The sequence below is a fragment of the Nocardia sp. NBC_00416 genome (genome assembly GCF_036032445.1).
Taxonomy (GTDB): Bacteria; Actinomycetota; Actinomycetes; order Mycobacteriales; family Mycobacteriaceae; genus Nocardia.
The window spans coordinates 1614252-1627021 of sequence record NZ_CP107932.1 but is presented as its reverse complement, the minus strand read 5'-3'; the positions used below and the strand labels follow the sequence as shown (position 1 = coordinate 1627021).

General features: G+C 67.3%; 13 protein-coding genes. 5 read left to right on the top strand and 8 right to left on the bottom strand.

Features of this window, described 5'->3' with window-relative positions:
- Nucleotides 1–16 precede the first annotated feature (16 nt).
- Both OG804_RS07235 and OG804_RS07230 read right to left on the bottom strand, forming a co-directional pair.
- On the bottom strand, nt 17–1843 hold the full coding sequence (locus OG804_RS07235) for an AMP-dependent synthetase/ligase (protein ID WP_328395168.1): 1827 nt from the start codon (nt 1841–1843) through the stop codon (nt 17–19).
- Nucleotides 1844–2307: 464 nt separating this feature from the next.
- On the bottom strand, nt 2308–3225 hold the full coding sequence (locus OG804_RS07230) for a DMT family transporter (RefSeq protein ID WP_328395166.1): 918 nt from the start codon (nt 3223–3225) through the stop codon (nt 2308–2310).
- A 487-nt stretch (nt 3226–3712) separates the two neighbouring features.
- Here OG804_RS07230 and OG804_RS07225 point away from each other — a divergent pair, with 487 nt between their 5' ends.
- The gene (locus tag OG804_RS07225) at nt 3713–3937 is read left to right on the top strand and encodes a hypothetical protein (protein WP_328395164.1); all 225 of its coding nucleotides are present in this window, start codon (nt 3713–3715) and stop codon (nt 3935–3937) included.
- A 187-nt stretch (nt 3938–4124) separates the two neighbouring features.
- Here the strand turns inward: OG804_RS07225 and OG804_RS07220 are convergent, their stop codons facing one another.
- The 3 genes from OG804_RS07220 to OG804_RS07210 form a co-directional block, all read right to left on the bottom strand.
- Complete coding sequence (locus OG804_RS07220) at nt 4125–4574, bottom strand: Tn3 family transposase (RefSeq protein ID WP_442941761.1); 450 nt, start codon at nt 4572–4574, stop codon at nt 4125–4127.
- 59 nt (nt 4575–4633) lie between these two features.
- On the bottom strand, nt 4634–4861 hold the full coding sequence (locus OG804_RS07215; RefSeq protein WP_328395162.1) for a hypothetical protein: 228 nt from the start codon (nt 4859–4861) through the stop codon (nt 4634–4636).
- A 72-nt stretch (nt 4862–4933) separates the two neighbouring features.
- A complete protein-coding gene (locus tag OG804_RS07210) occupies nt 4934–6436 on the bottom strand; it encodes a carbohydrate kinase family protein (RefSeq protein ID WP_328395160.1) in 1503 nt (500 codons plus the stop codon).
- A gap of 365 nt (nt 6437–6801) precedes the next feature.
- On the opposite strand from OG804_RS07210, the gene OG804_RS07205 reads away from it, so the two are divergent.
- Nucleotides 6802–7170: a hypothetical protein gene (locus OG804_RS07205; RefSeq protein ID WP_328395158.1), complete on the top strand. Its 369-nt coding sequence runs from the start codon at nt 6802–6804 to the stop codon at nt 7168–7170.
- Nucleotides 7171–7179: 9 nt separating this feature from the next.
- Here the strand turns inward: OG804_RS07205 and OG804_RS07200 are convergent, their stop codons facing one another.
- From OG804_RS07200 to OG804_RS07190, 3 genes are read right to left on the bottom strand one after another with little or no spacing between them, the layout of a single operon-like run.
- On the bottom strand, nt 7180–8259 hold the full coding sequence (locus OG804_RS07200; RefSeq protein ID WP_328398276.1) for a quinone-dependent dihydroorotate dehydrogenase: 1080 nt from the start codon (nt 8257–8259) through the stop codon (nt 7180–7182).
- A 5-nt stretch (nt 8260–8264) separates the two neighbouring features.
- Nucleotides 8265–8531: a DUF5703 family protein gene (locus OG804_RS07195; protein ID WP_328398275.1), complete on the bottom strand. Its 267-nt coding sequence runs from the start codon at nt 8529–8531 to the stop codon at nt 8265–8267.
- Complete coding sequence (locus OG804_RS07190; RefSeq protein WP_328395156.1) at nt 8531–9598, bottom strand: YncE family protein; 1068 nt, start codon at nt 9596–9598, stop codon at nt 8531–8533. The genes OG804_RS07195 and OG804_RS07190 overlap by 1 nt, the downstream gene beginning before the upstream one ends.
- A gap of 123 nt (nt 9599–9721) precedes the next feature.
- Between OG804_RS07190 and OG804_RS07185 the strand changes: the two genes are divergently transcribed.
- Genes OG804_RS07185 through OG804_RS07175 form a run of 3 tightly spaced genes read left to right on the top strand, consistent with a single transcriptional unit; the run spans nt 9722 to nt 12761 of the window.
- A complete protein-coding gene (locus OG804_RS07185; protein WP_328395154.1) occupies nt 9722–10066 on the top strand; it encodes a hypothetical protein in 345 nt (114 codons plus the stop codon).
- 50 nt (nt 10067–10116) lie between these two features.
- Nucleotides 10117–10644 carry a hypothetical protein gene (locus tag OG804_RS07180; protein WP_328395152.1) on the top strand — a complete coding sequence of 176 codons (528 nt, stop codon included), beginning with the start codon at nt 10117–10119 and terminating at the stop codon, nt 10642–10644.
- Nucleotides 10635–12761, top strand: a complete 2127-nt coding sequence (locus OG804_RS07175) for an MMPL family transporter (protein WP_442941859.1) — start codon at nt 10635–10637, stop codon at nt 12759–12761. Before OG804_RS07180 ends, OG804_RS07175 begins: the two co-directional genes overlap by 10 nt.
- Nucleotides 12762–12770 lie beyond the last annotated feature (9 nt).

Sequence of the window (12770 nt, the reverse complement as noted above, 5' to 3'; positions counted from 1 at the left end):
GGTGGTTCCCGAGGCGTCAGCCCCGGACGTCGATGATGTCGTCCGGTGGCGGGTCCGCGTAGAGGGCTGTGATCAGCTCCGCGTACTTGGCGGCGATCGGTACTCGTTTGAGAGACATCTTCAGGGTGAGTTCGTCGCCGCCGGGTTCCCAGGCGGTGTCGACGATCGCGAACCGTTTGATCTGTTCGATGCGCGACAGTTTCCGGTTCCCGGCGCGGACGGCGGTGCGGATGTCGTCGATGATCCGGGGGTGCCTGGCGAGGGTCGCGGTATCGGCGGCGGCATCGATCTCCTTTGCCCGTACGGCGGCCATGTCGGGGTCGAGCACGATGAGTGCGCTGATGTAGGGGGCGGCTTCGCCGATCGCGACCACCTGTCCGACGAGTGAGGACACCGCCTTGACCGCGTTCTCGATATTGCTGGGGGCGATGTTCTTACCGCTCTCGGTGATGATGAGTTCTTTTTTGCGGTCGATGATCCGGAGGTAGCCGTCGTCGTCGAGTGCACCGATGTCGCCGGTGTGCAGCCAACCCTCGGAATCGAGGGCTTCCGCCGTTTTCTCGGGCATTGCGCGATATCCGTGGGTGACGATGTCGCCGCGTACGAGTACTTCGCCGTCGTCGGCGAGACGGAGTTCGACTCCGTCGACGGGGCGGCCGACGGAACCGGGCCGGGGCCGGTCGAGTTCGGTGAAGGTGGCGACGCCGCTGGTTTCCGACATTCCCCACACTTCGGAGACGCAGAAGCCGAGTCCGAGGAAGAATTCGAGTGTTTCCGCTGGGATGGGCGCGGCGCCGGAGGAGGCGACGCGGAGTTGGTCGAGTCCGAGGGCGGCGCGCAGTTTCGCGAGTAACAGTTTCTCGGCGACGCGGTGCTGGAGGGTCAGCAGTGGGCCGTGTCCGGTGCCGTTGAGATCGGCTCTGGCGGCGGCGATCCCGGTGGCGACGGCCCAGTCGGCGAGGGCTTTCTTGGCGCCGGTTTCGGCGGACAGTTTCGCTTCGACGCCGCCTTTGATCTTCTGCCAGACGCGGGGGACTCCGAAGAACACAGTGGGCCGGGCGTCCGGTAGGGCGGCGGCGACTTCTCGGGGGTCGGGAACGGTGGTGATCTGGATGCCGGTGACGAGGTTGATGGCGTGCCCGGAGATCCGGTCGGCGACGTGGGCGGCGGGTAGGTAGGACAGTGCGCGATCGTCGAGTCCGACGTTCATGGGTCCGCTGTTGAGCGCGGTGAGTTGGGCGAGCACGTTGCGGTGGGTGAGTTCTACGCCTTTGGAAGGTCCGGTGGTACCGGAGGTGTAGATGAGGGTGACGAGGTCGTCGGGGTCGACGGCCTGCCAGGCGGCGTCGAAATCGAATTCGGGGTCGGATTCGTTTTCGAGGTCGGTGAGGGTTTTTGCGCCTTCGGCGGGGCCGTCGACGACGACGAGGTGTTCGATGGGCACGCCTGCGGCGTGGATGGTGTCGAGGAACCGCTGTTCGGTGATGACGATCTTGTTTCCCGCGTTGGTGAAGGTGTGTGCGATCTGCTCGGGCGAGCTGGTGTTGTAGACGGAGAACGGGGTGGCGCCGATGTGCAGGGCGGCGGTGTCGAGGAGGTTGAATTCGGGGCGGTTGGTGAGCATGACGCCGAGGGTGTCGCCGCGTCGGGCGCCGAGGGCGGATAGGCCCGCGGCGAGTATGCGTACGTGTTCACCGTATTCGCGCCAGGTGATCTCCCGGGTGCCGCCGACGGTGCGCAGGGCGACGGCGTCGGGGCGCAGGGTCAGGGTTTGCTGGAATGCCGCGGGCAGTGTGTGGACGAGTGTGCCCGTCTGATGCCGGTAGGCGGTATCTGTGGTCATGATCGGATCCCGGGTGCTTCGGTGTGCCGCGGACACGCGCGCCGTCGGGGACGGTCCGGTGCATAGTGATGTGGATCACCAATGGTAGCGGGGGTGGCGCGCCGGTGTGGTGGTTCTGCCGGGGTGGACGGATCCGTGACCTCGCCGGTGTGTTGCGGCTCGCTTCAGTGCGTGTGTCCCGGATCGGTTGCCGGGATCCAGTGCCCGCGGTGTCGGCGTTTGGCGTCGAGATAGTCGGCGGCGCGTTCGCTCAGTGGCTCGGTGTGCAGCGGCTCGGGGAAGGCACTTGGGGTCCAGTGACGGGAAAGTCGCGCTAAGAAGCTTCTTTGAACCAGCGAATTCTCCGGTTGGTCTTCCGGTCGTGTATGCGGCTGACGCGGACGCAGCGAGGCGTTCCGATCCTGTCGGTTGAGGGATGGCCTGAGGTTCCGCTGCCTCGACCAGATAGGGGCAGCGGAACCTGATCAGTTCGCCATGGATGGGTGTGCTTTCGGAGCGACAACGACCGCCGCGGCCAACATGAGCGCGCCCGTCATACCCGTGATGCCGAGTTGATCCCCGAGCAAGAACGCGCCGAGAACAGCGGCCGTCAGCGGTTCTAATAGCGTGACGATCGTCGCGACCGTGGCGCTGACGCTGCGAAGACCTCGGAAATATAGCGTGTACGCAACTGCTGTCGGGGCCGTGGCCAGGCCCAGGAGCAGCCCGAGTGCGGCAAGGCTGGGATGAAACGCCAAGCCGGTCGTCATCTCCACGACCGGCGCCAGGAATAAGCCACCGATGGTGAAGCTGATCCCGATCGTCGTGAGATCATCCAACGCGTGTACCGGGCGAGCGCCCAACAGTGTCACGGCCACGAACCCGGCCGCGGCAAGCAGCGACAAGCCCGCACTGCCGAACAGAGCGGTCACGGCGAATCCGCCCGAGGGCAGTCCCACTAGCAGTGCGAGGCCGGCCAGCGACAGGACGATCGTGGCGATCATCCAGCGGTTGACCTTGCATCGACCCGTGATCCGCTCTATCGCCAGCATGAGCACTGGGCCCGCTGCGATCGTGATCAGGGTGGCCAGACTGACAGAGGTCAGCCGCACCGCGCCGAAGTAGCAGCCCTGGAACAGCGCGGATAACCCCGCGATCAGGACGAGACGAGTCCATGCTGCACGCCCTCGGGGTAGCGGTCGTCTCGCCAGTATTAAGAAGACAGCGATGATCACACCACCGAGGAGGAGCCGATAGGCCGCGACCGCGAGCGGCGAGAGGCCCACGATAGTGGTGAGCAGGCTCCCGAACAGCCCGCCGGTTCCCCACAGCACTCCGGAAGTGACCAGGCACGCCAGTCCGGTATTGGATCGGCGGTGTGCAGCCGCCAATGATGTATGCATAAGAATTCGCGCTCCTGCGACGAAAGGAATGGGTCGCGGAAGCGGGGCTGGCTCAACTCACCCGCGTGAGAACCGCACGCTGGCCGTGCTCGGCTCAACGCGCTCGAAAATCCGCCCCGCTCAGGAGCGGGGCGGCGGAAGGATAAGGAGTCGATGCACGTCGCCACCTTACCCACCGCAGGAAGCGCTGGAGATTCGATTTTCCGAGCGCGGGCGGCCCTTGTCGGGCTCGAACTGCTCTCCTGAACGTTGTCGGCCGCGCACTGATTGTCCCTTGGGAGTCGTTGTGAGGTGCAGCCTTTCGCGGACTCAGTCCAAATCCGTGAAAAGTCGCGCTAAGGATTTACCGCAGATAAGAACGTACTATCTGCGATAGACCCGGATCCGGCATGGCGTGATGCCTCGCCCGGAGCGGGGAGACTCCGCAAATTATCTGCGATAATGTGGATGATCTTGAAAGGTGTCGGACCGAGGGAGGATGGGCCCGATGGCCGGGTCGAGCAACGTCCGGTCGATTCGGCAGAGCGTGCGTCTGGCCGACGCACGCGATATCTACCTGAACACGGTCGGCTCGGCGAACACCCGCCGCGGCTACGGCATCGCGCTGGCCGCTCTGGTTGATGGGTTCGGTGCAGACTCCGATGCCGGGTTGCTGGATCCTGATCGGGTCGACGGCTGGTTCCGGTTCCGGTGGGGCGGGGCGTCGGCGTAGACGTTCAACGTCCGGCTCGCGTCGTTGCGGGCCGCATGTACCTAGGTTGCGGCCCCGGCTGGTGCCGGCGGACCGGTCACGGGCGATCACCCGGGCGGAGGTGACCGCGATCCTCGGCCTGGACGTGCCGCTGCGGGAGCGGGTGCTGTGGACGATGCTGTACGAAACCGCCGCTCGCGCAGAGGAATTACTGGAACTCGACGTTTCGGACCTGGACACCGCGAACCGGTGCGCCCGGGTGAGGCGAAGGGCGGGACGGTGGACGTGGTGGCGTGGCAGACCGGCACCGCCCGGTTGTTGTACCGGCGGGCAGCGGATAGTCCTGTTCCCGCAGCGCGGCCAGGGCCCGGTCGCTATAGACGGAATTCCACAGCACCACGATGTTGAGGATCAGGCCCAGTGCCGAGAGCTGGTTCTCCATGCCGTCGAGATAGCCGCGGGTGATCTCGCCCTTGCGGCCGTGGAAGATGGCACGGCCCAGGTCGTGGCGGCCTTCCTGAAGGTTGGACTGGGCTTTGGCTTCGCGCCGGTAGGGTTCGTCGTCGGCCAGGCGCAGGATGTGCAGGGTCTTGAAGATCCGCCCGTAGTGTGCGATCGCCTGCCCGAGCGAGGTGGGGTTACCGTCGCGAGAGATCATCCGGGTGACTCGGCTCCGGTGCGTTCGGCTTCTCGGTAGCCGAGTGCTTTGGCGAGGAGTCAGGCTCCGCGTCCTTCTTGTTCGAGATAGACGAGGATTCCGGAGCCGGCTTCTTGGAAGAGGTCCACGGATTTGTGGAGTTCGGGTCCGCAGTCGCAGTCCTGGGAGCCGAGAGCTTCGCCGTATAGGCATCTGGAGTGGACGCGCACCAGGCAGCCGTCGTCCGGCCAGCCGAAGATCAGCAGGTGGCCGAGGTCGGGGTTTCCGTCGACGGCGAGGACGCGCACATAGGACTCGTGTCCGCGCCGGTAGAACCGGTGTCCGGTCTCGGCAGCGGAATCGTCGGGTGTCGGGCCCGCTCAGTGTCTTTCGGCGGTGAGCCGGACGATTCGGTCGATATCGCCGACTTTCGGCATCGTTCCGGGGATGTCTCCGGAGAAGGATTGTGTGGCGACCATGGCGGCGGTGGCCCAGGTGAAATCGTGTTCGTCGGCTGGTTGTTCCGGTTCGGTGCGGTCGCCGCGCTTGGACAGGAGCCGGTAGATGAGGGCGCCGGTGAAGGCGGATCGGGAGCCCGGGATATCGGTGAAGGCGGCTGCCTGGAAGCGCGGTATGTCGAGTGCGATCTGGTCGGAGCGGACGGTGCATTCGAAATCTTCGACGACGCAGACCGCACGCGCGCCGAGCATTTGGAGCAGTTCGGCGATATGTGGACCGGATCGTGCCGGGACCTCGGGAACGAGGTAGTCGAGTTCTCGGGTGGAACCGATGAGGTAGTCGATCGACGACAGGTACCGGTAGAGGACCTGTGGTGCGTCGACTTCGGCTGCGGTGACCAGTACCAGTGGACGTTCGGGTAGCGAGTGCAGGGTTGTCAGGGCTTGGTCTATCACTGGCAGCGGTGGTTCGAGGGTGAGGAGCACGGCATCGGAGTCGGTGAGCGCGGACCGTACGACGCTGCTGCCGAGTTCGTTGTCGGTCAGGCGGATCCGATCATCGGTGCAGGCGATCGTTCCGGTGACTCCGGTGCGGTTGACGATGAGCGCGGTGATCGGTGTCGCGGCTTTGGGGACGACTCTGACGAGTGAGGTGTCGATGTTCTCGGAGCGCAGGTAGTCGAGAATTCGATGGCCGGCGGCGTCGTCGCCGACTGTGCTGACGAATCGCACGTCGATGCCGAGGCGTGCTGCGGCGACGACGCAGTTGAGCCCTTTGCCTCCGGGGTTTTCGCTGAACCGCCCGCGGGTGAACCCGCGGGCGTCGGGGATCCTCTCCACCTGGTACACGTGGTCGATCACGGCGTCGCCGATGACGGTGAGTGTGCCGACGGTGGAGCCGGTGTTGCGGAGTGTGGTGGCGTGGCCGGATCGGTCGCCGGTGTGTACGGCTCCGGTGACCATGAGGGCGGCGAGCGCGGTGAATGCTCTGCGTTCGGGTGCGGCGCGCAGTGAGCGGACGGTGGGCGCGGGCGGGATCGGGTCGGCGTCGGCGATTTCGTGGAGGCGTCGCCAGTGTGCGGAGAGGTACTCGCGCCGGGTGCCGAGGTCTTGGGAGTAGAGCGCGCGCGGGTCGATTCCGCCGGGCTCGGGGTTGTTGAGCAGGCCGAGTGAGAGTTCGGCGTCGGCGATCACACGGAATGTCGGCGGCAGTTTGGTGGCGAGTTCGCGGATGACCGGGAGGACGGCGTCGACGGGTGGGATGCCGTGCAGTTCGGCGTGGCGTCGTATCACCGGCAGTTCCAGGAGGGGGGTGACGTCGATTTCGGTGGTCGTGAGTCGTTCCTGGCTGAGTCCGGAGCGTTTGCACAGGCGGGTGAGGATGTTGCGGATGGCGACGATGACGGTGTCGTCGTAAGGGGCCATTCGACTGCCTTTCTCTCGTTCCGCCGTCATCCGGAGGTTTCTGCGCTGCAGGTTCTGGCAATAACCATAGTGCAAATGGCGTTTGACATTGGCATTGACCCGCGGAACTGTCAAATGACACACTTGAGGGAGCTTTTTCCGCTATCACAGGAACGGGAGGGCCTGGTGGTGACAGTGAGGACAGCCCTGGTGTACGGATCCCGATACGAGTCGCGGCGCGACAGCGATCGTGCCGGTGCGGATCTGGAGCCGTCCTCTGCGGAGGCGTCGAGTGCCCCGCGATCCGCCGACGCTCGACGGCAGCGATGCCGTGCCGGCCGATTCTCCGGCCCGGTCTCGGTGCCGAGCCCCCTGAGGAGGCAGCTGTGACCATCCATATCACCGACTGGCTGATGACCAGCGGTATCTCCCCCGAATTCGCCGAACGCGCGCAGACCCGGCACGGGTCGTGGTGGCAGTTGAGCTGGCTGCCCGGCCGGGCGCTGTCCTTCGAGCAGGCCTACGCCGGTATGGAAGTGGACGAGATCCTGTCCGACCCGGCGTTGGTGAACAACGAGAAGGCGCTCGCGCACGCGATCGCCCTGGTGGATCTGCTCGGGCTGGTGTGGGAGCAGGTCGTGCATCTGCTCGCGAACCGGGTGCAGGCCCGGTTGCTGGAGTCGGAGTTCCTGCACGGCCCGGGGGCTCCCTACCGGGGTGGCCCGGGTGCGATTCGCAGTGGTTCGGCGGCCTGACGGCCGACGTTACCCGCGGTGGGCGGCGTGACCGGCGCCGATGGCGTCGGTCAGGCTGCGGTAACCGCCGGCGCGCAGCCGGTCGGCGATGCCACGGTGGATGCGCCGGGTCCAGAGCGGGCCGCCGTAGATGAAGCCGGTGTACCCCTGGAGCAGCGAGGCCCCCGCGAGGATGCGTTCCCACGCCTGTTCGGGGGTTTCGATTCCACCGACGGAAACAAGGACCAGGCGGTCGCCGACCCGGGCGTAGAGCCGCCGCAGCACTTCCAGTGACCGGTCGGCCACCGGCGGGCCCGACAGGCCGCCCGCGCCGATGGCGGCGACCTGCTCGGGTGGGCTGGCCAGCCCGGTGCGGCCGATGGTGGTATTGGTGGCGACGATCCCGGCTACGCCGAGTTCCACGGCGAGATCGGCGGCGGCGTCGATGTCCTCGTCGGACAGGTCGGGGGCGATCTTGACCAGGACGGGCACCCGCACACTGTCCAGGACGGCCCGCAGCACCGGCCGCAGCGATTCCACGGCCTGCAGGTCCCGTAGCCCCGGGGTGTTGGGGGAGCTGACGTTGACGACCACGAAATCGGCGAGCGGGCCGAGCAGGCGCGCGCTGATGGCGTAGTCGTCCGCGGCGTGCGCGGCGTCCGCGACTTTCGTCTTGCCGATATTGGCGCCGATCGGGACGCCGGGCCGACGGCCGTGCAGGCGCGCGGCCGCCGCGGCGGCCCCGTGGTTGTTGAAGCCCATCCGGTTGATCAGCGCCCGGTCGTCGGGGAGCCGGAACAGACGGGGTTGCGGGTTACCGGGCTGGGCGGCGGCGGTGACGGTGCCGATCTCGGCGAATCCGAAGCCGAGTGAGCCCCAGGCGTTCACGCCTGTCGCGTCTTTGTCGAATCCGGCGGCCAGGCCGAGCGGGGCCGGGAATTCGATCCCGAACGCAGTAGTGCGCAGGATCGGGTCGTTCACGCCGAACAGGCGGTGCAGCAGCGCCCGGGTGGGGGCGAGGGCGGTGGCCGCGCGGATCACCGCGAAAACGATCCGGTGGATGCGTTCCGGCGGCACCAGGAACATCAACTGGAGCAGTGATCGGTACAGCACTGTCATAGCTCCGAGGTGTGCCCCGCGGGGCTGGTGAGGGCGGTCTTGCGGCGGCGCAGCAGGACGCGGCGGCTGCCGTCGGTGTAGGCGCGGACGCGTGAGAGTTCCCAGCCGCCGTATTCGGCTTGGATCGACAGCCGCATCGAGGCCGTGACCCGGGTGACGTCGGGCGGTAGCCGCAGCGGTACGTATTCGTAGTCGTCGCTGCTGGTGTCCCAGGTGGCCGGAAGCGTGGTGCGCGAGGTCGCCGCACGTGGAGTGGAAGCCATCATTGCCCTCTCTTGCGCTGGTCCGCGGGGATGCGCTGCAGACCCTGTTCGGTGGCGGAGCCGATATAGAGATCGCCGGTTGCGTCGTCGACGGTCACCGCGTTCGGTTGCCGGACGGTGGGGTAGCGGCCCACTTCGCGCGGTATTCCCGTCGACAGGTCGTAGCCGACGATCTCGTTGCTCTGCGTGCACGTCGCCCATACGGTGTCAGAACGCCGGTCATAGGCGAGTGCGTAAGGCGACGATCCTACCGGGTAGCGCTGACGCAGGACGAGCGGTTCGGTGGTGAACACCATGAGTTGGCCGCTGTCGGGGTCGGTGACGATGACCCGGTCGTACGGGGCTTCGACGAGATTCGCGGCGCCGGTGCCCGCGCGCAGCGCGAGTCCGAGCCGGTCGTATCCGGGCTCGATTTCGGTGAGCAGGGTCTGGTGCCGGTCCAGGACGGCGAGGGTGTCTCCGGTGAGGGCCAGCGCGTCGGCCGACACGAGGCCGGACACGGTGTGCTGGAGCCGGCCGTCGCGGTCGAGAATGTGGACGCGACCGTCGGCGGTGCCGGCGAACAGAGTTCCGTCGGGTCGCGACCGTACGCTGCGCAGGTCGCCGTCGACGGGGATCCGGGTGACGGCGCGGGTGGCGGCGTCGACGCGCAGGATCGCACCGTCGGTGGCGGCGAGGATCTGCCCGGGACTGCCGGCGGCGATCGCGGCGGCCGGGGCGGGGAGTCGCACCTGATGGCTGGTGGGCGGTTCGGTGGCGGGGGTGAGCAACGTGAGGACGGTTCGGCTGTCGTCGAGTCCGGCCAGGTTGCCGCTGCCGGGGTCGCTGACCAGGGCGGTGAGCGGTGTGGGGGTCGGGAAGACCTGTCCGGCGGGGGCGGTGGTGACCGGTGGCGAGGCGGCGGGCGTCGCCGGTTCGCGGGTGGGCGCGTCACCGGGGCCGGGTTCGGAATCGTTCGAGCAGCCGGTCAGCAGGACGGCGGCGGCGAACAGGGCGATGGCGGCGGTAGCGCGTGGTCTCCGGCGCCGAATCCGGCGCACTGTGTCCGGAAACGACCGATGCTGCATTCGATTATCTGATCACGACGCGGTTGGGCGGCGTGGCAGCGGGGTATGTGGGGTGTCGGCGGGCGGCCTCCGGTGGGCCGGGTTACCGTACGGATCAGGCGGTGCGGAGGTCAGGAGTTGACGATGCACGAGTTGTCGGGTTTTTCTGCCGACGAGGTGACCACGGGCCCGTTCGCGCACGGGTTCGGTCGGACCGGGGACGGGCGGTCGTTCGCGTTCCGGACGGTACGGGCGACGTTGCGCCTGGAGATCTATCGGGCGGACCTGGATGCGGAGGTGCCGGGTCCGGAGGATGTGGTGGCTGTCGCCGAGACCCATGTCAAGGACACCGATCTCGACGACGCGCGCAGTGTGGTGGCGTTGGTGCGTGATCTGCTGCCGACGGCCGCGGAGCCGCCGCGGGGCCGTAATGTTCCGACGGTGCGAGCGCTGCTGGCGCGTATCGGGTCGGTGATCGAGGGTATGTAGTGAATGGTGGTATGCAGGACGTGATGCGGTATACACCTGTTCTTCGGCCGGTGCGCGGATCACGCGCCGGAATTATGTTGCTCGCGGTTCTCGCGGCGGCCGCGGTCGCGGGCTGCGGGTCCGGTGTGGACGAGGAAGCGGTCGCCGCGGCGCGCTCATCGGCCAAGGCGGCGTTGTCCTCGTCGTCGGCGGTGACGTCGCGTGAGCTGGCGACGCGGTCGTTACCGACGGCCACGGAGCTCGACGGGCAGATCAAACGGGCACTCGATCCGGCGCTGCCCGATTCGGAGCGGACGGCGCTGATCGAAGACGGGGCGGCGTTCACGGACACGATCCCGGATATGTACAAGGCGTTGCGGGAAAATCCGCGAGCCGTATACGGGGTGACCGATCCGGTTTTCGACAACCACGACGGCACGGTGACGGCGACCTTGCGGCTGGACAAAGATGGTTCCGGGACCGCGGTCCGCACCACGGTGGTGCATTTCATCTACCTCGACGGCGCATGGAAGCTGTCGCGGACAGATCTGTGCGGGATCCTGCGTTCGGCCGATTACCGCACCGCGGCGTGCGGGTAGGCGGCGGGACACCGGAGGTGTTCGCGGCGGGACCGTACCGGTGGGGTCGTTTCGTGTACCGGCACCGGGTCGCGGTGCTGGTGGTGTTCTTGTTCGTCGTCGGGGTATCGGGTCTGTACGGGCGGGATCTCGCGGATCGGTTGACACAGGAGGGCTGGTTCGACGAGTCGAGCGAATCGGTGGCGGCGTCGAAACTCGCCGACGCGACATTCGGTCGGGATACCGACAGTGATGTGATCGCCCTGTACACCGCGCCCGCCGGCCGAACCGTGGACGATCCGCAGGTGCGGGCGGCGGTCGTCGCGCAGCTGGACGGGTTGCTGCGGGAGCATCCGGACCAGGTGCTGCGGATCGACAGTTACTGGGACAGTGCGCTGTCGGGCCAGTTCGCCGACGATTCCCGTCGGTACGCGTTCGCGAGTATCGGGTTGCGGGGCGAGGGGTCGGCGACGGTCGACAATTATGCGGCGATTCTCGGTGATCTGGTCGCGGACGGTCCGGGCACCGGCCCGGCCGGGACGACGGTGCAGCTGGCCGGGTTGCAGCCGGTGGTGGAGGGCATCAACACCGGGATGCAGGACGATATCCGGCGCGCGGAGATGATCGCGCTGCCGCTGGTGGCGATCCTGTTGTATTTCGTGTTCGGCGGGGTGGTGGCGGCGTTGCTGCCGGTGCTGGTGGGCGGGATGACGATCCTGGGCACGCAGGGCATCATGCGGTTGCTCACCGGTGCGATCGATGTGAACGTGTTCGCCAGCGCGGTGGTGACGCTGGTGAGTCTGGGTCTGGCGATCGATTACGGGTTGTTCACGGTGACCAGGTTCCGGGAGGAGCTGTCGGCGGGCCGCGGGGTCGAGGAGGCGGTGGCGCGTACGGTCGCGACCGCGGGCCGTACGGTGCTGTTCTCGGCGGCGATCATCGCGGTGAGCCTGGGGGCGCTGTTCATCTTCCCGAACGGGGTGCTGCGGTCGGTGCCGTACGGGGGGATCAGTTCGGTGCTGCTGGCGGCGTTGCTGTCGGTGACGGCGCTTCCGGCGATGCTCGCCCTGGTGGGCGAGAAGATCGATCTGTGGCAGTGGCGGCGGTTCGCGCGGGCCAGTACGGAGGCCGAGATCGATCGCGGAATCTTCTCCCGGCTGGCGGTGCGGGCGATGGCGCGGCCGTGGGCGGTGATCGTGCCGGTGGTGCTGGGCCTGCTGTTGCTGATGGTGCCGTTCCGGCATATCGAGTTCGGGGGGTTGAGCGAGAAGTATCTGGCCGCGGACAATTCGGCGCGGATGGCGCAGGAGAAATTCGACGCGCTGTTCCCGGGTTTCCGGACCGAACCGTTGCGCCTGGTGGTGACGGGCGCGGATGCGGCGCAGTTGAGCGATATCCGGTTGCAGGCCAACGCCACCCCCGGCCTCACCGGGCCGTTCGAGCCGGCCGCGCCCACCCGCGACGGGATCAATGTGCTCGAAGCGGGTCTGGTGGACGATCGTGGCGCCGATACCGCGATCGCGGTACTGCGCGGTATCGAGGAACCCGAGGGTGTGCAGGTGCGGGTGGCGGGCGTGCCGGCCCTGGAACGCGACAGTATCCACGGCCTGTTGGACGGGCTGCCGCTGCTGGGTTTGCTGCTGGTGGCGGCGGCGATCGGGTTGATGTACGCGGCGTTCCGGTCGCTGATCCTGGCGGTGAAGGCGGTCGCGATGTCGGCGTTGGGGCTCGGCGCGACCCTGGGCATTCTGACCTGGCTCTTCGTGGAGGGGCACGGGTCGGAGTTGTTCGGTTTCACCCCGGGTCCGCTGATGTTCGCGGTGCTGGTGTTGATCGTGACGGTGGTGTTCGGGTTGTCCACCGACTACGAGGTTTTCCTGCTGTCGCGGGTGGTGGAGGCGCGGGCGGCGGGCGCGGCGGCGCCGGAGGCGATCCGGTACGGGATCGCGCACACCGGTGGTGTGATCACGTCGGCGGCGGCGATCCTGATCGTGGTCACCGGCGCGTTCGGTTTCTCGGAGCTGGTGATGATGAAGTACATCGCCTACGGGATGATCGCGGCCTTGGTTCTGGACGCGACGGTGATCCGGATGCTGTTGACCCCGGCGGTGCTGAAACTCGTCTGGCACCCGAAATGATCCGGGTGG